Genomic DNA, 19,518 nt, shown 5'->3' on the forward strand with positions numbered 1-19,518 from the left:
GGCCGGCCGCGAGGTCGGGGGCGACGTCGCCATCATGATGGTGGAGGCCAACGGCACCGAGGGCTCCTGGGACCGCTACGAAGCCGGGGCCCCCAAGGTCACGGAAGAAGCCATCGCCGATGGCCTCGAGGTGGCCAAGCGCTTCATCTCCGCCTCCATCGACCTCCAGCGCCAGCTCGTCGACCAGGCCGGCGCCCGTCCGCCCATCGCCTTCGAGCCGGCCGTCGACTACAGCCCCGAGGTGTACGAGCGGGTCAAGGCCGTCGGCACCGATCGCATCGCCGAGGCGTCGTCCATCGCCGACAAGGCGTCACGCAGCGCCGCCACCGACGAGGCCACCGAGTACATCAAGGAGCAGCTCGCCGCCGACGTGGCCGAGGGCGGCCCGCTGGCCGGCAAGGGCTCGGAGGTCAAGGCCGCCGTGCGCTCGCTCGTCAAGGAGGTCGTGCGCCGGCGCATCGTCACCGAGGGCCTGCGCATCGACGGCCGGGGCCCGGCCGACCTGCGCCCGGTGTCCGCCGAGGTGGGTGTCATCCCCACCGCCCACGGCTCCGGCCTGTTCCAGCGGGGCGAGACCCAGGTGCTGAACGTCACCACGCTGGGCATGCCCCGCATGGACCAGCTCCTCGACACCATCGGCATCGACGACCGCAAGCGCTACATGCACCACTACAACATGCCGCCCTACGCCAACGGCGAGACCGGGCGGGTGGGCAGCCCCAAGCGCCGGGAGATCGGCCACGGCCTCCTGGCCGAGCGGGCCCTGCTCCCCGTGGTGCCGGCCCAGGACGAGTTCCCCTACGCCCTGCGCCTCGTCTCGGAGGTGCTGGCCAGCAACGGCTCCACCTCCATGGCCTCGGTGTGCGCCAGCTCGCTGTCCCTCATGGACGCCGGCGTGCCCATCAAGGCCCCCGTGGCGGGCATCGCCATGGGCCTCGTCTACGCCGAGGGGAAGTACCTCGCCCTCACCGACATCCTCGGGGCCGAGGACGCCATGGGCGACATGGACTTCAAGGTCGCCGGTACGGCCGACGCCGTCACCGCCCTCCAGCTCGACACCAAGATCGACGGCCTCCCGGCCGAGGTGCTGGCCGAGGCGCTGACCCAGGCCCGGGACGCCCGCCTCAAGATCCTCGACGTCATGCGCGAGGCCATCGCCGAGCCCCGCCCGGACGTGGGCGAGACGGCGCCGAAGATCGTCGGCTTCGAGATCCCCATGGACAAGATCGGCGAGGTCATCGGGCCCAAGGGCAAGGTCATCAACGCCATCCAGGCCGAGACCGGCGCCGACATCAGCGTCGACGACGACGGCGCCGTGGGCACCGTGGCCATCGGCTCGGTGGACCGCGGCGCGGTGGCCGAGGCCGAGCGCCAGATCAAGCTCATCCTCGACCCGCCCACCGCCGATGTGGGCGCCGTCTACATGGGCCGCGTGGTGAACATCACCAAGTTCGGGGCCTTCGTCAACATCCTCCCGGGCCGTGACGGCCTGGTCCACATCTCCAAGCTGGGTGGGGGCAAGCGCATCGACCGGGTCGAGGACGTGGTCAGCCTGGGCGACGAGATCGAGGTCCGCGTCGACGACGTCGACCCCAACGGCAAGGTGTCCCTGACCCCGGCCGACCAGCCCGTCGAGGAGCGTGCCCCCCGGGGCGGCGGTGACCGCGACCGCGGCGATCGCGACCGCGGTGACCGTGGCGGCCGGGACCGGGATCGCGGCGACCGCGGCGATCGCGACCGGGGCGACCGCGGTGACCGCGGCGGCCGGGACCGCAGCGAGCCGGCCGCGGCCAGCTCCGCCCCCGCGGCCGACGAGGTCTCCTTCGAGGCCAGCTTCGACGCCGAGGTGGCCGCCGAGTTCGGCGACCTGGGCCCGGCGGGCGACGACCGCCGCAGCGCCGCCGAGCGGGTCGGTGGGGGCGACGACGGCCCCCGCCGCCGTCGGCGCCGCCGCTGAGGATCACGTGGTGACCGGCGCCGCCGAGGGCCCCACCGGCCCCGGCGGCGCCCCGCCGCGCCCGGCCCCGGCCGGTGACGTGGTCGTGACCCGCCTGCCCTCGGGCCGGCGGGTGGTGACCGACCGCATGCCCGGCGCGGCCTCGGCCACCCTGGTGGCCGTGGTCGGCGTGGGGGGCCGGGACGAGCCCGCGCCCCTGGCCGGCGTGTCGCACTTCCTCGAGCACCTGCTGTGCAAAGGCAGCCCCGACCGGCCGGCCTCCGCCGTGGCCGAGGACGTCGACGCCCGGGGGGGCGAGCTGGACGCCGTCACCGACCGGGAGCGCACCGCGGTGCAGGTCCGGGTCCCCGCCGGCGACGCCGGCTTCGCCCTCGACCTACTGGGCGACCTGGTGCTCCGTCCGGCCCTTCGCCCGGCCGAGGTCGAGGTCGAGCGCCGGGTCATCCTGGAGGAGCTGGCCCAGGCCGAGGAGGACCCCGAGGACCGGGCCCACACCCTGGCCGCGGTGGCCCTCTTCGGTGACCACCCCCTGGCTCGGGAGGTCATCGGCGACCGGGCCACCCTGGCCTCCATGGGGGCCGGTGAGATCGGCGCCTTCCACACCACCCGCTACCGGCCCGGGGCCATGGTGGTGGCGGCGGCCGGCGCCGTCGACCACGAGGCCGTGGTGGAGGCCGTGGCCCGCTGGGACGAGGGCCCCGGACCGTCGATGGCCGGTGACGCCGGGCCCGGCCGGGTGCCGCCGTCGCCGGTGGCCCCGGCCACGCAGATCCGGCGCCGGCCCGGGGAGCAGGTCCACGTGGTGCTGGGCTGGCCGCTGGGGCCGGTGGCCCCGGCCGAGCGGGCCGCCCCGGCCGAGCGGGCCGCCCTGGCCGTGGTGGCCCACCTCCTGGGCGGGGGGCCGGCCAGCCGCCTGTTCCGCTCCGTCCGCGACGACCGGGGCCTGGCCTACGCCGTCGACGCCGCCCTCAGCAGCTACTCCGACGCCGGCACCGTCACCGCCTACGCCGGCTGCTCGCCGTCGGCCACCGGGGCGGTGTGCCGGCTCATGGCCGACGAGGTGGCCCGCCTGGCCTCGGGTGACGTCACGCCCCGCGAGGTGGAGGTGGCCACCGGGTACCTGGCCGGCTCCTTCACCCTGGCCATGGAGGACTCGGGCACCCGGGCCTGGCGGGTGGCCATCGAGGAGCTGGAGCGGGGCGGCGCCCGCCCCGCGGCCGAGCGGGTGGCGGCCTACCGGGCCGTCACCGTGGAGGACGCCCGGCGGGCCGCCCGGGCCCTGGCCGGCCCGCCCGCCGTGGTGGCCGTGGGCCCGGTGCCCCGCCGCCTGGCCCTGTAGGCCTGGAGGCCCGGTCAGGGCCGGACGGCCAGACCGGCGCCCCGCCGGTTCACCACCTCCATGGTGCGGGCCCGCGAGCCCTCCAGGTCGGCCCGCAGGCCGGGATCGAGGTCGGGACGGGCCAGGGTCGGTCCCACCGGCAGCACCTGGTGGGTGGCCAGGTCCACCCAGGTGGGCACCGCCTCCAGGCGCCGCACGGCCAGGCGCCCGCCCGGCGGGCCGCCCACGGTGACGACGACGGTCAGGCCGTCGCGCCGCTCGGGCTCGCCCTGGTTGCTGAGCTGGTTGCCCAGGCCGTAGACGACCCAGGTGTCGCCCACCCGCTCCACCGGCTGCACCACGTGGGCGTGGTGGCCGATGACCAGGTCGACGTCGCCGATGGCGTCGAGGACGGGGGCCAGCTCCTGCTGGAGCGGGTCGGGCTCGGCCCGGTACTCGCTGCCCCAGTGCACGCTGACCACCACCAGCTGGGCGCCGGCGGCCCGGGCCGCGGCGGCGTCCGTGGCGACGCGGGCCGGGTCCAGCCCGTTGGCGGCCCAGGGGGCGCCCTCGGGGAGCGCGTAGCCGTTGAACCCGTAGGTGTAGGACAGGTGGGCGATGCGGGCCCCCCGCACCTCGTAGGTCCGGGGGGTGGCGGCCTCGGCGGCGTTGCGGGCCGTGCCGGTGTGGCCCAGGCCCAGCACGTCGAAGGTGTCGAGGGTGGCGATGATGCCGGGCAGGCCGCCGTCGAGGCTGTGGTTGGAGGCCGTGGAGCAGCCGTCGTAGCCGGCCCCGGCCACCGCTCCTGCCAGCTCGCGAGGGGCGTGGAACGACGGGTAGCCGGTGACCTGCTGGCCGTCGGCCACCAGGGGCACCTCCAGGTGGCAGAGGGCCAGGTCGACCCCGGAGACGACCGGGGCCAGGGGGGCCAGGAGGGGGCCGAAGTCGTAGGGGACGCCGGTCGCCGCCCCGTGCTGCTGGGCCACCCGGACCAGGGGCAGGTGGGGCAGGAGGTCGCCCCCGAAGGCCAGGGTCAGCTCGACCTCGGGCGGGGCGGTGGGCGGCGGCGCCGTGGCCACCGAGGTCCCGGCGCGGTCGCCGGAGGTGGTGGCCGTGGTCGTGGTGGGCCGCTGCTCGCCGCCGTCGCGCCCGCTGGCGGCCGAGCTCCCCCCGCAGCCTCCCAGACCCAGCACCAGGGCCAGCCCCACTCCGATGGCCCGCGGCACCGCTCCTGCTCGGCGCGGGCCGGGACCGTGGCGCCAGGGGGTGGGGCCCGGACGGGAGGTGGCAGGGACAGGCGTGGCGGCACGGTAGCCGGAGCGCTCCGGCCCTCCGGGCATGTCCTGCGGCGGTGGGGGCGCGGTGGCCGATCGGTCGGAGGGCACCCGGTACCGTGGGCCCGTGGCCACCCATCGAGGCGCGTCGTGGCGTCCCCCGATCGGCTGGGGGTGGCTGGTCGCCCTCATGGCCGCCGACACGGTGGCCGCCGTCGGGCTGTTCGGCGACATCGCCCGGCACGTGGACCGGACCGAGCTGCTGACCGGCGCCGACTTCCTCTCCGGCTGGCACCTCGTCCTCTACGGGGGGGTCACCGGCGTGGGCCTGGTGCTCGGCCTCCTGGCCCTGCGCCACGGCCCCCGGGCCCCGCTGCGGCTGCTGCCCAGCGCCACCTACGGGGTGGGAATCCTCTGCGTCGGCGGGCTCGCCGATGCGCTGTGGCACGAGGCCTTCGGCGTCGAGGCCGCCTTCGAGGCCCTGGTCAGCCCGCCCCACCTGCTGATCCTGCTGGGCCTGGTGCTGCTCATGGTGGCGCCCGTGGGCGCCCTGGCCGCGGGCCCGGGCCGGGCCCTCGACGGGGTGCAGTCGGTGGTGCTGGCCCTGTCGGTCACCTCCCTCCTCCTGGTGGTCTCCCTGTTCACCGGCTACCTCACCCCCCTCATCGGGGGCAGCGAGCTCCAGGCCGGGACCTACCTCGAGCCCCTGCTGGGCACCTCGGCCGAGGACTACGACGTGTCGCGGGGCCTGGCCGTGGCCCTGTGGTTCAGCGCCCTGGTCAGCGTGACCGTGGCCGTGGTCCGCGCCCGCACCGACCCCGCCCTCGGCACGTGGACCATCGCCTTCGGCTTCCTCGGCCTGGCCCCCTTGGTGGCCAACGGCGACGCCGCCACCCCCCTCACCGTCGCCCTCCTGGTCTACGGCCTGGCCTCCGACCTGGTCGGGCTCCGGGGCCGGCCCCACCCCCTGCTCACCGGGCTGGCCACCGCGGCGCTGTGGGTCACCCTGTTCGCCGCCGTCGCCCGGCGCGGCGACCTGGCCTGGGGCCGCGAGCTGTGGACCGGCGTGGTGACCACCGGCTTCCTGGTCGGGGCGGCCGCCGGCCAGGCCGTGCGCTGGATGGGCTCGGAGCCCCGGGAGGCGACCCCGGCCTGAGCCGGGCCCGTGGGGGAGGGGGCACCCGCCGGGGGGCCGGGCGGCCGGCGGGGCGGTGCGGCATGCTCGGGACGTCCCGATCCCCGCGACAGGAGCACGGCGCCATGGGTTTCCTCGACAAGGCCAAGCAGGTGGCGGCGCAGGCCGAGACCAAGCTGAACACCGCCACCTCGGGCCTCAACCAGGGCCAGCAGGGCAAGGTGGCCGACACGTGGCTCAAGGAGCTGGGCCAGTGGGCCTACGCCGATCGCATGGGCCGCGACCCCCGGGCCGCGGCCGAGGTGGAGGTCCGGGTCCAGCAGATCCAGCAGTGGGAGCAGCAGAACGGCACCCAGGTGCCGTTGCCCGTGGCCTCGCCCGGCACCGGACCCGGGGCTGGCCCGGCCCCGGACCCCGCCGGGGGCGCCCCCGCGCCGGCCGCCCCCGCCCCTCCGGGGCCCGGCCCGTCCTCGGCCCCCGCCCCCATCCCCGGCACGTTCTCCGACCCGGCGGCACCGGGCCCGGCCGTGCCCTCTCCCGGGGGCTCCCTGGGGGACATGGCCCCGCCGCCGACGGCCGAGCCCCCCACCCCGGCCCCCGTGCCGGCACCCCCCTCGGCGCCCGGCCCGCCCCCTCCGCCCCCGCCGCCGCCCCCCGACCTCCCGGGCCCGCCGGCCTGAGCGGGCCGCCGGCCCGGGGTCGTCCGGGGGCCGGGCCCGGGGCCGTCCGGTAGCGTGCGCGCCCATGGGCCTGCGCGTCGCCGTGTTCGGAGCCGGAGGGCGGATGGGGAGCACGGTGTGCCGGGCCGTGACCGACGACCCCGCCCTCGAGCTGGTGGCCGCCGTCGATCCCCACCACGCCGGCATCGACCTCTGCCAGGTCACCGGCCTCGACACCGACCTCACCATCGCCGCCGACGCCTCGGCCCTCACCGCGGTGGGGGCGGAGGTGGCGGTGGACTTCACCCTGGTCGACGCGGCCCGCCGCAACATGAGCTGGTGCGCCAGCCACGGGATCCACGCCGTGGTCGGCACCAGCGGCTTCGACGAGGCCGACGTCGACCGGGCCCGGGGGGCCTTCACCTCCAGCAACTGCGTCATCGCCCCCAACTTCGCCATCGGGGCCGTGCTCATGATGCACTTCGCCGAGATGGCCGCCCCCTGGTTCGAGACCGCGGATGTGGTGGAGACCCACCACGACGGCAAGGTCGACGCCCCGTCGGGGACGGCCATGGCCACCGCCGAGCGCCTGGTCTCGGCCTCCTCGGAGTGGGCCGAGGACCCGACCACCACCACCGTGCTCGACTCGGCCCGGGGGGCGGTGCTGGGCGGCGTGCGGGTCCACTCCCTGCGGGTGCGGGGCATGGTGGCCCACCAGGAGGTGGTGCTGGGCACCACCGGCCAGACCCTCACCCTCCGCCACGACAGCTACGACCGGGCCTCGTTCATGCCCGGCGTGGTCCTGGCCGTGAAGGCCGTGCCCGACCGCCCCGGGGTCACCGTGGGCCTGGACCGGTTGCTCGGCCTGGACCCCGTCGCCGGCTGACTCCCCCGGCCGGTCAGGCCAGGATGCCGACCAGCAGGTTGTCGCGGACCAGGCGGCGGACCTCGGCCGGGTCGTCGAGGTCCCAGCCCCCGGTGGCCATGAGGAACGAGAGCACGTTGCGGGCCAGCCAGTCGGCGGCCTCCTCCGGGTCGGTGCCCGGCACCAGGTCGGCCCGCTCCAGCAGGGGCCGGAGGTGGTCGCGCACCGCGGCCTGCACCAGCGGGGCGCTCTGGCTCAGGTGGGGGAGGAGGCGCTCGGGCTCGGTGTCGACCACCTTCTGGAACACCTCGTGCTCGGCCAGCAGGGCCCGACCCCGGATCACGCCCTGCTCCAGGCGGGTGGGCAGGTCGTCGATGTCGTCCAGGACGTGGACCAGGGCGGTGAAGAACCGGCCCACCTCCCAGGTCACGGCCTCCGACACCAGCTGCTCGCGGCCGCCCGGGAAGTGCCGGTAGACGGTGGCCCGGGCCACGCCCGCGGTGCGGGCCGCCTCCTCCACCGTGAGGCGGTCGAGGCCCGTGGTGCCGGCCACGTCCACGGCCGCGGCCAGGACCCGGGTCCGCAGGTCGTCCTCCCCGGCCTCGCTCACGGGCTGGCGGGCGTGCCCAGCCGGGGGTCGCCCGGCGCGGGGGCGTCGTCGGGGTCGGGGTCGTCCAGCCCCGGCGCGTCGTCGGGGTGGCGCCCGCCCCGCTCGCCGGCCACCTTGCGGAGGATCAGCGGGTAGCCGCCGGCGGCGATGGTGCTGAAGATGAACCACTGGGCCGCGTAGCTCAGGTGCGGCCCCCGGTCGTCGACCACGGGCAGGTCCAGGACGGTGGGCGACGGGTCGGGGGCGCCGGCCTCGGGGGTGGTGAGCTGCAGCCACACGGGCAGGAGGTCACCCGCCACCTGCGCGTCGAGACGATCCAGGTCGAGCCGGGCCAGGCTGTCGAGGCGGCCGGTCGGGTCGGTGGCCCCCAGCGGGCCCCGCACCTGGGAGGCCAGCAGCAGGCCGTGGACCTCGACCTGGCCCTCGGGCACGGCCCGGTACTCCTCGGGCACCGACGTGTGGCGCCCGTCGTTGCGGATCCAGCCCCGGTTGACCGCCACCACCTGCCCGGCGTCGGTCTCGAAGGGCACCACCACCCAGGAGCCCGGGGCGTCGTCGAGGCTGCGCCCCCGGACCAGGACCTGCTCGTCGGGCCGGTACGAACCCCGGGCCACGACCCGGCGGTCGACAGCCGCCCCGGTGGCCCCGTCGGGGACGACCTCGGCCAGCGGGGCCTCGGGCTGGGCCAGCCGCTGGGCCAGCCTCGTGTTGCGGGCATCGGCCTCGTCCAGGCGCCGGAGCTGCCAGAAGCCCAGGCTCACCATGGCCACCACGAGGGCCAGCACGACGAGGTGGGACACGATCCACCACGGCCGGAGGGCGAACCGGTACACACGGCCACACTACGGACCCCCCGGGGCCGGCTCCACTCGATGGCCTGGCATGATCGCGGCCGTGACGGAGGAGGAGGGGGCCACCGACGGCCCGGTGGCCACCCGGCCGGGCCCACCCAACCGCCTGGCCCGCAACGTGGTCGTGGGGGCCACCATCAGCTTCTTCGTGTTCGCCCTGGTCGGCGACACCTTCCTGTCGGTGCTGTTCGACAAGCACCCGGCCCTGTTCATCGCCCTCAACTCCCGCAACCGCAACCTGGCCCTGGCCAAGCCCTACCTGGACTGGTGGAGCTTCTTCGGCATCGCCACCGTGCGCCTGCTGGCCTCGGACCCGCTGTTCTTCCTGCTGGGCCGGTGGTACGGCGACGCCGGCGTGCGCTGGATCGAGAAGCGCAGCCCCACCTACGGCCCGCTGGCCCGGGGGGCCGAGCGCTGGTTCGGCAAGGCCTCGTACCCGCTGGTGGTGCTCGCCCCCAACAACTACATCTGCCTCTTCGCCGGGGCCGGGGGCATGGCCGTCCCCGTGTTCTTCGCCCTGAACCTGCTGGGCACGGTCGGCCGCCTGGTCGTCCTGTGGTTCGTCACCGACTCGCTGGCCGAGCCGCTCGACTGGTTGCGGGACCTCATCTCCGACTACCGGCTCCCGGTCTTCGTGCTGAGCGTGGCCCTCGTCGTCCTGTCCCTGGTCCTGGACCGCAAGGCCGGGGGCACCGAGGTCGAGGGCCTCCTCCACATCGAGGACGAGATCGCCGAGATCGAGGCCGAGGACGCAGCCGGCGAGCGTGTGGTCGAGGAGGGCGCCCCGGTCCGCCCGAGGGACGACGGCGACGGCTGACTGCTCGCTCGGCGCGCCGGTCGTCAGCCCGGGCAGGAGCGGCAGGTGCCGGCCAGGGTCTGGCCGGTGGCGCCGAGCTCGACGCCGTAGCGGGCCCGGAGGTGGCGGCGCAGCCCGTCGAGGTCGCCGTCGGCCACCTCGGTCACCGCGCCGCAGCTTCGGCAGACCAGGTGGTGGTGCTCGTGGTCGACCAGGTGGAAGACGGCCCCGGTGGCCCCCAGGTCGAGGCGGGCCACGACGCCGGCCCGCTCCAAGGCCTCCAGGGCCCGGTACACCGTCGAGAGGTGGACCTCGGGGTGGGAGTGGGCCACGGCCCGGGCCACGTCCTCGGCCGTGACGTGGTGGTCGGGCCCGCCGTAGAGGGCGGCCACCACGGCCCGGCGGGCCGGCGTCACCCGGCCGCCGTCGGCCCGGAGCCGGGCCAGGGCGGCGTCGACGCGGGCGGCCACGTCGTGGTGGACGTGGGGGGCCCGGTGGTGCGGCGGTGAGGCGGCCCGTGCCATGGCCCCCATGGTGGCCCATGGCGGGGCCCGGCACAGGTGCGAACGGTTTGCAGTACCGTCGGGGACGTGCACGCCCCGGACGGCTTCATCGACGGGCCGACCTCCGTGGCCCTGGGGCTGGTCGCCGCCGGCGGGGTGGGCGTGGCCCTGCGGCGGGCCGGGCAGGTGCTCGACGACCGGCAGATCCCGCTGGCCGGCCTCACCTCGGCCTTCGTCTTCGCCGGCCAGATGGTGGCCTTCCCGGTGGCCGGCGGCACCAGCGGCCACCTGCTGGGCGGGGTGCTGGCCGCCGTGCTGGTCGGTCCCTGGCTGGGCGCGGTGTGCGTCACCGTGGTGGTCGTGGTCCAGGCCCTGCTCTTCGCCGACGGGGGCCTGACCGCCCTCGGGCTCAACGTGGCGACCATGGCCCTGGTCCCCGCCCTGGTGGGGGGGCCGGCCTTCTCCGGCCTGCGCCGGCTGCTCCCCCGGGGACCGTCCGGCGTGGTCACCGCCTCGGGGCTGGCCGCCGGCGGGGCCGTGGTGCTCTCGGCGCTGGCCTTCACCGCGGCCTACGCCGTGGGCGGCACCGGCACCGCCCCGCTGGCCGGGGTGGCCGCCGGCATGGTCGGGGTCCACGTCCTCATCGGCATCGGCGAGGGCGTCATCACCGGCCTCACCGTCGGCGCCGTGCTGGCCGCCCGGCCCGACCTGGTGTGGGGGGCGCGGCACCTGGCGCCGGGGCCGGCCCCGGCCGGCGCGGGGGCCACGGCGTGAGGGCCCGGGCGCGGATCGGGTTGTTCGTCGGGGTCGGCCTCGCCCTGGCCGTGGCGCTGGCCGTGGTGGTCGCCCCCCGGGCCAGCACCGAGCCCGACGGCCTGGAGCGCGTGGCCCTCGACCACGGCTTCGCGGACCGGGCCGAGGATCACGCCCTGGCCGCCAGCCCCACCGCCGACTACGGCGTGGCCGGCGTCGGCCACGACGGCCTGGCCATCGGGCTGGCCGGCGTGGTCGGCATCGCCGTCACCTTCGCCGTGGTGGCGGGTGGGCTGGCGGTGCTGCGCCGCGCCTCCCGCCGATCGGCCTAGGCCGGGCCGGGCCGGGCCGGGCCGGTGGCCGCGGCGTCGGGCCGGCCCGGCGGGGACGGGCTGCTGCACCCCGGCGCCACCGTGGTGCACGCCCTGCCGGCCGAGGCCAAGGTGGTGGCCGCCCTGGTCCTGGTGGTGGCCGTGGTGGCCACGCCCCGGGAGGCGGTGTGGGCCTTCGCGGCCCACGCCGCGGTGCTGGCCGCGGTGGCGGTGCGGGCCCGCCTGCCCCTCCGGCTGGTGCTCCGCCGGGCCCGGGTCGAGGTGCCGTTCCTGGCCTTCGCCGCCCTGCTCCCGGTGGTGGGCCCGGCGCCCCGGGTCGAGCTGCTGGGCCTGGACCTGTCCCGGGACGGGTTGTGGGCGGCGTGGGACGTGGCCGCCACCGGCACCCTGGGCGTGGTGGCCGCGGTGGTGCTGTCGGCCACCACGCCGGTGCCGGAGCTGCTGCGCGGCCTGCGGCGCCTGTGGGTCCCGGCCGTGCTGGTGGCCATCGTGGGCCTCATGGTCCGCTACCTGGACGTGGTGGTGGCCGAGGCCGGGCGCATGCGGGTGGCCCGGCTGTCCCGGGGCGACGATCCGCGCTGGCTGGGCCAGGCCCGGGCCACGGCGGCCACCGCCGGCACGCTGTTCGTCCGCTCCTACGAGCGGGGCGAGCGGGTGCACCTGGCCATGCTGGCCCGGGGCGGGGCCGGCCCGGCCCCGTCGCTCCCCGGTCCCGCCACCTCGGCCGGGGCCTGGCTGGGGGCCGCCGCCGTCCCGGCGGTGGCCGTCCTGGTGGCGGCGGCCGCCCTGGTGGGCCGGTGATCCCGGCCCTGCGCCTGGCCGGGGTGCGCTTCGCCTACCCCGACGGCCAGGTGGCCCTCGACGGGGTCGACCTGGAGGTGGCGGCGGGGGAGCGGGTGGCGGTGCTGGGCCCCAACGGAGCGGGCAAGTCGACCCTGGTGCTGCACCTCAACGGCATCCTCACCCCCCAGGCCGGCACGGTCGAGGTCGGCGGCGCGCCGGTGGAGCGGGCCACCCTGGCCGAGGTCCGGCGCCGGGTCGCCCTGGTGTTCCAGGACCCCGACGACCAGCTGTTCATGCCCACCGTGGCCGACGACGTGGCCTTCGGCCCGGCCCACGCCGGCCTGCGGGGCCCCGAGCTGGAGGCCCGGGTGGCGGCCGCCCTGGAGGCGGTGGGCCTGCCCGGGCTCGGGGCTCGGGCCCCGCACCACCTCAGCCTGGGCCAGCGCCGCCGGGCCGCGGTGGCCACCGTGCTGGCCCTGCGGCCCGAGCTGCTGGTCCTGGACGAGCCCACCGCCAACCTCGACCCCGCCGCCCGCCGCGAGCTGGCCGAGGTGCTCACCGCCCTCGACCTGACCACGGTGGTGGTCACCCACGACCTGCCCTACGCCCTGCAGCTGTGCCCGCCGGGCCGTGCTCCTCGACGCCGGGCGGGTGGTGGCCGACGGGCCCACGGCCGACCTGTTGGCCGACGGGGCGCTGCTGCGGGCCCACCGCCTGGAGCTCCCCTTCGGCTTCGTGCCCCCCGGGCCCGAGCGGGCCCGAGGGTGACCGATGCCTCGTTGCGATGAGACAACTATCGTCGTAGTGTCTCACCCATGGCCCGGACCGCGGTGGTGACCACGCCCACCCAGGAGCGCGCCCTCGACTCGGCCCTGGACCTGGTGGCCCGCTGGGGGGTGGCCAAGACCACCCTGGGCGACGTGGCCCGGGCCACCGGTGTCAGCCGGGCCACCCTCTACCGGACCTTCCCCGGCGGCAAGGACGAGCTGTTCGCCCTGTTGGCCCAGCGCGAGGTGGCCCGCTTCCTGGACGTGGTGGGCCGGGCCCTGGACTCGTCCCCTGACACGACCGCGGCCCTGGTCGACGGCCTGCACGCCGCCGCCGTGCACCTGGAGGGCCACGCCGCCATCCGCTACGTCCTGGCTCACGAGCCGGAGCTGGCCGTGCCGGTCCTGGGCTTCGGCGAGATGGACCGCCTGCTCCGCCTGGTCCGCCGGGCCGTGGCCCCCCACCTGGTCGACCGCCTGGGTCCCGAGGCCGCGGGCTGGACCGCCGAGTGGCTGGCCCGCGTCTTCCTCTCGGCCCTGGTCAACCCCACGCCCACCTTCGCCCTGGCCGACCGGGCGGTCTGCGACCGCCTGGTGCGCCGCTACGTGGCCCCCGCCGTGGTGCCCGCCCCCGAACCCGTCCCCCTCGCACACCGCTCCTAGGAGACCCGCCATGTCCACCACCGACGCCACCGACCCCGTCGAGATGTCCTCGATGCAGGAGATCATCGGCCGCAGCGACGCCAACGACCTGGCCGAGATCCTGGCCATCAGCAACACCGACGTGGACGCCACCATCCGCGCCGTCAGCGACAACGCCGATGCCATCTTCACGTGGAACTACGACAAGGGCGAGCGCAAGCCCCTGGAGAAGCTCTACGAGAAGGCCAAGACCTCGCAGTGGAACGGCGAGACCGACCTGGACTGGTCGATCGACGTCGACCAGGAGGCGGTGGTGGCGGCCAACGCCGCGGCCGGCCTGGGCCTCACCGACGACGTCGACCTCTCCGGCACCCCGTTCGAGAAGTGGGGCGACAAGGAGTGGACCGAGCTGGGCGTGGAGAGCCAGAACTGGATGCTGTCCCAGTTCCTCCACGGCGAGCAGGGCGCCCTGCTGTGCACGGCCAAGATCGTGGAGACGGTCCCGTGGATCGACGCCAAGTACTACGCCGCCACCCAGGTCATGGACGAGGCCCGCCACGTCGAGGTGTTCGCCAAGTACCTCAACACCAAGCTGTCGGGCACCTACCCGGTCAACGCCCACCTGGGCCTGCTCCTCGACGACATCGTGGAGGAGAGCCGGTGGGACATGACCTACCTGGGCATGCAGATCATGGTCGAGGGCCTGGCCCTGGCCGCCTTCGGCTTCATGCACCAGATGACCACCGAGCCCCTGCTCAAGCAGCTCCTGCGCTACGTGATGAGCGACGAGGCCCGCCACGTGGCCTTCGGGGTGCTCACCCTCAAGGAGTACTACCAGGAGCTCACCGTGGCCGAGCTCAGGGAGCGCCAGGAGTTCGCCTTCGAGGCCGCGGTGCGCATGCGGGACCGCTTCCTCCAGCAGGAGGTGTGGGAGCGCATGGGCATCGCCCCGGCCACCGTCGTCCCCATCATCAAGGACCTGCCGGCCCGCCAGCTGTTCCAGCAGATGCTCTTCACCAAGATCGTCCCCAACTGCAAGAAGCTGGGCCTGCTGGATGCCGGCGACGGCTGGCTGCGGGAGCGCTTCGGCGAGATCGGCGTCATCCAGTTCGAGAACATGGCCGACACCGGCGAGGAATATGAAATGTTCGCTCTGGCCGAGGGGGAAGTGAACTCAGGGACGAAGGCCTGAGCAGCCCGACCTTTGAGCACTTGTCGCTGGTCAGCAGCGACAAGTGCTCAAAGCTCGGTTGGAGCGGCGGGGTAGGGTCGGAGTGATGCCGCGCTTCGGACGTGTCCTCACCGCGATGGCGACCCCGTTCGCCCCCGACGGCACCCTCGACGCCAAGGCCGCCGGCGAGCTGGCGCGGTGGCTCGTCGACCACGGCAACCACGGTCTCGTCGTGGCCGGGACCACCGGCGAGAGCCCGGTGCTCACCGACGAGGAGCGCATCGAGCTGCTCCGGGCGGTGCGGGCCGCCGTCGACGTGCCGGTGATCGCCGGCACCACCACCAACGACACCGCCCACAGCGTCGCCCTCACCGAGGCGGCCGCCGAGGTCGGCGTCGACGGGATCCTGGCCGTCACTCCCTACTACTCGAAGCCCCCGCAGTCGGGCCTGCGTCTCCACTTCGAGGCCATCGCCGCCGCCTCCGACCTGCCGGTGATGCTCTACGACGTCCCCGGCCGGGCCGGGCGCGAGATCGCCACCGACACCATCGTCGGGCTGGCCCACGACGTCCCCACCATCGTGGCCCTCAAGGACGCCGGCGGTCACCCCGAGCGGGCCGGCCAGCTCCTCGCCGCCGCCCCGCCCGACTTCGAGGTCTACAGCGGCGACGAGCCGCTCACGCTCTCCTTCCTGGCCCACGGCGCCGTCGGCGTGGTCGGGGTGGCCAGCCACTGGACCGCCGCCCTCCAGGCCGACATGTTCTTCGCCTTCGAGGCCGGCGACACCGCCGGGGCCCGGGCCATCCACGCCCGCCTGCTGGCCAGCTACGCCTACATGAACACCGACGAGTGCGTCTTCTCGCAGGCCGTCAAGGTGATGATGGCCGAGCTGGGCGTCCCGCTCGGCGACTGCCGTCTCCCCCTCGGCCCCGCCCCCGAGGACACCGTCGAGCGGGCCCGTGCCGTGGCCCGCGACCTCCGCCTGCTGGTCTGACGCCCGAGCCTCAGGCCGGGCGGCGGGCCCGGACGAGGTAGTGGGCGTAGGGCTCCCACGAGCGCTCGGTGCGCTCGGCCCGCTCGACCACGAGGCCGGCCGTCTCGAGCAGCCGGGCCATCGACGCCACGCTCCGGCAGGCCAGCGGCTCGGGCCCCGCGACCAGGCGGTCGTGGACCCGGTTCCAGCGGTACTTCCACCGCGGGGCCACGTCGAGGTCCTTCACGATGCAGACGCCGCCGGGGGCCAGGGCGGCGGCGATGTCGGTGGCCAGGGCGGCGTGGGTCTCGAGCGGGAGGTGGTGGAGGGCGTCGCACACCAGGACGGCGGCGTAGCCCGTGCGCCCCTCGAGCCGGGTGGCGTCGCCGACGACGAGCTCGACCCGGGGGCTGAGGTGCTGGGTGGCGGCGATGAGCTCGGCCTTCTCCTCGTCGAGATCGATGCCCTCGAACGACAGGTCGGGGTTCACCTCGGTCAGGTAGCGCTCGACCATGCACAGCCCGCTGCCGAGCGAGAGCACCCGGCCCGAGACCGTCCCCAGCTCCTGGGTCAGCGGCCCGAGCGGGGCGATGGCGTAGCGGGCCACGGCGAAGCCCCGGGCCGCGCCCGGCATCGAGCGGTACGTCGCCAGGGCCCGGCGGACGGCCCGCCAGTCACGCCGCCCCCGACCGCTCGCGGCTCGCGGTCGGACCGGCTCAGATCGGGTCGCCGTCGCTGCCACGGGCGCCCACGGTAGGGGCCGGCCCGGCCTGGCCCGAAGATGGTGCGGCCGGCGGGGGCAGCAGGGCGACCGCCGCCGTCGCCGCCAGCGCCAGGACGTAGACCGCCAGCCAGGCCCATGACGGCAGCAGGGGAGCGCGCCAGACCGGGTCGCGGAGGGCGTCGAGGTAGCCGAGCGTGGTGCCCTGGCCGGCCATGTGCCGGGCCACGTGGGCGAAGGCCCAGCCGTGGACCGCCACCAGCACGGCGGCGCCGACGGCCAGCGGGACGACGTCGTTCGCCCCGCGCGAGGGCGAGGGCTCGGGCTCGTCCGGCCGGCCGATCTCGAGCCCGCTGGCCAGGATGGCCACCCCGACCAGGGCGGGGAGGACGTAGCGGCCCTGCCAGAAGTAGCCGATCGGCGGGAGGCTCATCCCCTCGGCGGTGAAGTTCATGGCGTAGCCGCCCACGCCCAGCAGCACGACGACGGCCCGCTCGACGGCCGTGGCCCGGCGCAGCCCGACGGCGACGAGACCGGCCACCACCAGCCACCACGCCACGACCGGGGGCCAGGGCGTCACCACGTCGTTGACGCCGAACACGCCGACCGTCTGGCGGACGTACCAGCTCCACTCGCCCAGGGCGTGGTCGAGGCCGCTGCCGGGCCGGGGGTCGAGCGGGTACCGGAGCTGGATGTAGGCCAGCCACGCCACCGAGGCCACCCAGGCGATGGAAACGACGAGACCCCACCACCGGACGTCGCGCCGGGCGGCCAGCTCCCGCAGCCGGGGCCGGCCGGCCAGCACGGCCAGGACCACCACGGCGCCGGCGGCGTAGGCGGGGGAGAGGCCCCGCACCACGGTGAGCAGGGCCAGGCCGGCCCCCAGACGGGTCACGTCGCGCCCGGTCACCACCGGCGCCCGGGCCACGACAAGGCCGGCCGCCCACACCAGGGCGGCGGCGGCCACCTCGAAGCCGCCCGTGTTCACCTGGCCCGAGAGCCACAGGCACACCGGGGTGGCGCCGGCGAGCACGGCGACGGCCAGACGCCGGGAGCCGACGGCCCGGGCGGCGGCGAGGGCCGAGGCCAGCAGGGCGGCGGTGAGGGCGGCGCTGACCAGGCGCATGGCGGCGATGCCCGTGCCGTCGGGCCACAGCAGCGTCGGCAGCCCGACCACGGCGTAGTACGACGGCTGGCCCCGGTACTGGAGGGTGGTGGTCGTGACCCGGCGCCGGCCGCCCTCCAGCGGCGTGCACTCCGGGGGCGGGCCCAGGGCGTCGAACGGCGTCGCCGCCGGGCTGTCGGCGTAGTCGATGAAGCACGTCGCCGAGGAGCGGGCGGAGCCGTAGGCCTCGGGCACCTCGACGTCGATGAAGACGTTGCGGCTGCCGAGCAGCTCGGAGGTCGCCCCACCGACGGGCTGGCCCCGCACCACGGCGGCGGCGCGGATGGCGTGGTCGGACTCGTCGGCGCCGCTCAGCCGCGGCGTGGCCAGCGACCAGGCCGCGCCCGCCAGGGCGAGCAGGGCGAACGTGGCCCACCAGGCGACGCGGGGCGGGACGGGGCGGTGGGGGCGGGGCGACGACATGGGGGGAGGGCCGGTCGGGTGCCCGCCCAGCGGTCGCAGACACTAGTGACGGTCGCGGCGCCGGGGATCGAGCCCTCTAGAGTCGGAGGACGATGAGCGCAGCACCCCCGGTCACCGTCACCTTCTTAGGCGGACTGGGGGAGATCGGTCGCAACTGCGCCGCCGTCGAATCGGAGGGCAAGATCCTCCTGATCGACTGCGGCCTGATGTTCCCCGACGCCGACATGCCCGGCGTCGACCTGGTCCTCCCCGACTTCACCTGGCTCAAGGAGCGGGGCGACAAGATCGTGGGCTGCATCGTCACCCACGGCCACGAGGACCACCACGGTGGCCTGTCGTTCCTCCTCCGGGACCTCTCGTTCCCGATCATCGGGTCGGCCCTGAGCCTGGCCCTGGCCCGGAACCGCATCGAGGAGGCCGGTCTCCTCGACCGCACCGAGATGATCGTGGTGGGCGATCGCGAGCGGCGGAAGTTCGGGCCCTTCGACTGCGAGTTCATCCCCGTCACCCACTCGGTGCCCCACGCCTTCGCCACCGCCATCCACACTGCCCAGGGCACGATCCTCCACAGCGGTGACTTCAAGCTCGACCTCACGCCGGTCGACGGCCGTCTCACCGACCTGGCCGCCATCGGCCCCATCGCCGAGGACGAGGGCGTCCGCCTCCTGCTGGCCGACTCGACCAACGCCGACCAGCACGGCCACTCCCGCTCCGAGACGAGCGTGGGCAAGGTGCTCTACGACCTGTTCCACGCCCACGAGGGCCGGCGCATCGTCACCACCTGCTTCGCCAGCCACATCCACCGCATCCAGCAGATCGCCGACGCCGCCATCGCCTTCGACCGCACGGTGGCGACCCTCGGCATGTCGATGAAGAAGAACGTGAAGCTGGCCCGGGACATGGGCCTGCTGAACATCCCCGACTCGCGGCTGCGTGACATCGACGAGGTCGGCGATCTCGACCCCGGCAAGGTCTGCGTGATCTCCACCGGGTCGCAGGGCGAGCCCATGTCGGCCCTGGCCCTCATGGCCAACCAGTCGTCGAAGTTCCTGAAGCTCGACGCCAACGACACCGTGATCCTCAGCTCGCACCCCATCCCGGGCAACGAGATGAACGTGTCGAAGGTGATCGACGGCCTCATGCGTCTCGGCGTCCAGGTCGTCCACTCCGGCATCGAGGACGTCCACGCCACCGGTCACGCCAAGGCCGACGAGCTCAAGACCTTCCTGTCGATCGCCAAGCCCCAGTGGTTCATCCCCGTCCACGGCGAGTACCGGCACATGGTCAGCCATGCCGCCCTCGGTCGCATCATGGGCGTGCCCGACGACCGGGTGCTGCTGTGCGAGGACGGCGACCAGGTCACGCTGACCGACGCCGGCGTCAAGAAGTCGGGGCGGGTCCCCGCCGGCTACCTCTACGTCGACGGGCTCGGCATCGGCGACGTCAGCCACGGCGTGCTCCGCGACCGCAAGGTGCTGGCCGACGAGGGCGTCGTCGTGGTCATCGCCGGCGTCGACCTCGACGCCGCCACCATCGTGGTCGGCCCCGAGGTCATCACCCGGGGCTGGGTCCACGCCGCCGAGGCCGAGGACCTCCTCGACGAGTGCCGCGCCGTGGTGGCCAAGGAGCTCGAGCAGGCGCTGGTCGACGATCCCACCGGCGGGGTCGAGGCCCTGGCCCGCGTGGTGCGCCGCTCGACCGGGCGCTTCGTGAACGCCCGCACCCGCCGCAAGCCGATGATCGTCCCCGTGGTGATGGAGTCCTAGATCCGAGACATCTAGGTTCCCCCGCCATGGGCGAGATGGCGAAGGGTGCGAACG

The 19,518-nt window shown here is 75.5% G+C and carries 20 protein-coding genes; 14 read left to right on the plus strand and 6 right to left on the minus strand.

All coding sequences use genetic code 11. The features are described 5' to 3' along the window. Together VEW93_02830 and VEW93_02835 are read left to right on the plus strand one after the other, a co-directional pair. Positions 1-1,957, plus strand: a 1,957-nt coding sequence (locus VEW93_02830; GenBank protein HYI60720.1) for a polyribonucleotide nucleotidyltransferase, incomplete at its 5' end; no start/stop codon positions are given. A 10-nt stretch (positions 1,958-1,967) separates the two neighbouring features. After that, positions 1,968-3,296 (plus strand): pitrilysin family protein, encoded by a 1,329-nt coding sequence (locus VEW93_02835; GenBank protein HYI60721.1) that lies wholly within the window; start codon positions 1,968-1,970, stop codon positions 3,294-3,296. 14 nt (positions 3,297-3,310) lie between these two features. Here the strand turns inward: VEW93_02835 and VEW93_02840 are convergent, their stop codons facing one another. Then, positions 3,311-4,501 (minus strand): CapA family protein, encoded by a 1,191-nt coding sequence (locus VEW93_02840; protein ID HYI60722.1) that lies wholly within the window; start codon positions 4,499-4,501, stop codon positions 3,311-3,313. Between the two features lie 175 nt (positions 4,502-4,676). Between VEW93_02840 and VEW93_02845 the strand changes: the two genes are divergently transcribed. The 3 genes from VEW93_02845 to dapB all read left to right on the plus strand — a co-directional run bounded on the left by VEW93_02845 (position 4,677) and on the right by dapB (position 7,229). After that, positions 4,677-5,705 carry a hypothetical protein gene (locus tag VEW93_02845; protein ID HYI60723.1) on the plus strand — a complete coding sequence of 343 codons (1,029 nt, stop codon included), beginning with the start codon at positions 4,677-4,679 and terminating at the stop codon, positions 5,703-5,705. A gap of 104 nt (positions 5,706-5,809) precedes the next feature. Further along, the gene (locus tag VEW93_02850) at positions 5,810-6,364 is read left to right on the plus strand and encodes a hypothetical protein (protein ID HYI60724.1); all 555 of its coding nucleotides are present in this window, start codon (positions 5,810-5,812) and stop codon (positions 6,362-6,364) included. A gap of 64 nt (positions 6,365-6,428) precedes the next feature. Continuing rightward, a complete protein-coding gene (gene dapB, locus VEW93_02855) occupies positions 6,429-7,229 on the plus strand; it encodes a 4-hydroxy-tetrahydrodipicolinate reductase (protein ID HYI60725.1) in 801 nt (266 codons plus the stop codon). Positions 7,230-7,242: 13 nt separating this feature from the next. On the opposite strand, the gene VEW93_02860 is transcribed toward dapB, so the two are convergent. Both VEW93_02860 and VEW93_02865 read right to left on the minus strand, forming a co-directional pair. Then, positions 7,243-7,818: a TetR/AcrR family transcriptional regulator gene (locus VEW93_02860; GenBank protein ID HYI60726.1), complete on the minus strand. Its 576-nt coding sequence runs from the start codon at positions 7,816-7,818 to the stop codon at positions 7,243-7,245. Further along, positions 7,815-8,651, minus strand: coding sequence for an SURF1 family protein (locus VEW93_02865; GenBank protein ID HYI60727.1), 837 nt, complete (start codon positions 8,649-8,651; stop codon positions 7,815-7,817). The genes VEW93_02860 and VEW93_02865 overlap by 4 nt, the downstream gene beginning before the upstream one ends. Before the next feature lie 61 nt (positions 8,652-8,712). On the opposite strand from VEW93_02865, the gene VEW93_02870 reads away from it, so the two are divergent. Next, on the plus strand, positions 8,713-9,486 hold the full coding sequence (locus tag VEW93_02870) for a hypothetical protein (GenBank protein HYI60728.1): 774 nt from the start codon (positions 8,713-8,715) through the stop codon (positions 9,484-9,486). 23 nt (positions 9,487-9,509) lie between these two features. On the opposite strand, the gene VEW93_02875 is transcribed toward VEW93_02870, so the two are convergent. After that, entirely contained in the window at positions 9,510-9,989 is a 480-nt protein-coding gene (locus VEW93_02875; GenBank protein ID HYI60729.1) for a transcriptional repressor, read from the minus strand. A 66-nt stretch (positions 9,990-10,055) separates the two neighbouring features. Between VEW93_02875 and VEW93_02880 the strand changes: the two genes are divergently transcribed. From VEW93_02880 to dapA, 7 genes are all read left to right on the plus strand, one after another. Then, positions 10,056-10,742, plus strand: coding sequence for an energy-coupling factor ABC transporter permease (locus VEW93_02880; protein HYI60730.1), 687 nt, complete (start codon positions 10,056-10,058; stop codon positions 10,740-10,742). Positions 10,743-10,762: 20 nt separating this feature from the next. Further along, positions 10,763-11,053, plus strand: a complete 291-nt coding sequence (locus VEW93_02885) for a PDGLE domain-containing protein (GenBank protein HYI60731.1) — start codon at positions 10,763-10,765, stop codon at positions 11,051-11,053. Between the two features lie 24 nt (positions 11,054-11,077). Continuing rightward, positions 11,078-11,854 (plus strand): cobalt ECF transporter T component CbiQ, encoded by a 777-nt coding sequence (cbiQ, locus tag VEW93_02890; protein HYI60732.1) that lies wholly within the window; start codon positions 11,078-11,080, stop codon positions 11,852-11,854. Then, on the plus strand, positions 11,851-12,624 hold the full coding sequence (locus VEW93_02895) for an ABC transporter ATP-binding protein (protein HYI60733.1): 774 nt from the start codon (positions 11,851-11,853) through the stop codon (positions 12,622-12,624). The genes cbiQ and VEW93_02895 overlap by 4 nt, the downstream gene beginning before the upstream one ends. Before the next feature lie 27 nt (positions 12,625-12,651). Next, positions 12,652-13,266, plus strand: coding sequence for a TetR/AcrR family transcriptional regulator (locus tag VEW93_02900; protein HYI60734.1), 615 nt, complete (start codon positions 12,652-12,654; stop codon positions 13,264-13,266). A 10-nt stretch (positions 13,267-13,276) separates the two neighbouring features. Beyond that, entirely contained in the window at positions 13,277-14,437 is a 1,161-nt protein-coding gene (locus VEW93_02905; GenBank protein HYI60735.1) for a ferritin-like domain-containing protein, read from the plus strand. An 85-nt stretch (positions 14,438-14,522) separates the two neighbouring features. Further along, a complete protein-coding gene (gene dapA / locus VEW93_02910) occupies positions 14,523-15,410 on the plus strand; it encodes a 4-hydroxy-tetrahydrodipicolinate synthase (GenBank protein HYI60736.1) in 888 nt (295 codons plus the stop codon). A gap of 10 nt (positions 15,411-15,420) precedes the next feature. On the opposite strand, the gene VEW93_02915 is transcribed toward dapA, so the two are convergent. Both VEW93_02915 and VEW93_02920 read right to left on the minus strand, forming a co-directional pair. Then, positions 15,421-16,023 (minus strand): class I SAM-dependent methyltransferase, encoded by a 603-nt coding sequence (locus VEW93_02915; GenBank protein ID HYI60737.1) that lies wholly within the window; start codon positions 16,021-16,023, stop codon positions 15,421-15,423. 82 nt (positions 16,024-16,105) lie between these two features. Beyond that, positions 16,106-17,698: a DUF2142 domain-containing protein gene (locus VEW93_02920; GenBank protein ID HYI60738.1), complete on the minus strand. Its 1,593-nt coding sequence runs from the start codon at positions 17,696-17,698 to the stop codon at positions 16,106-16,108. A 92-nt stretch (positions 17,699-17,790) separates the two neighbouring features. On the opposite strand from VEW93_02920, the gene VEW93_02925 reads away from it, so the two are divergent. Continuing rightward, positions 17,791-19,464: a ribonuclease J gene (locus VEW93_02925; protein ID HYI60739.1), complete on the plus strand. Its 1,674-nt coding sequence runs from the start codon at positions 17,791-17,793 to the stop codon at positions 19,462-19,464. The last annotated feature ends 54 nt before the right edge of the window (positions 19,465-19,518 follow it).

It is taken from the genome of Acidimicrobiales bacterium (assembly GCA_035630295.1).
Classification (GTDB): Bacteria; Actinomycetota; Acidimicrobiia; order Acidimicrobiales; family Iamiaceae; genus Iamia.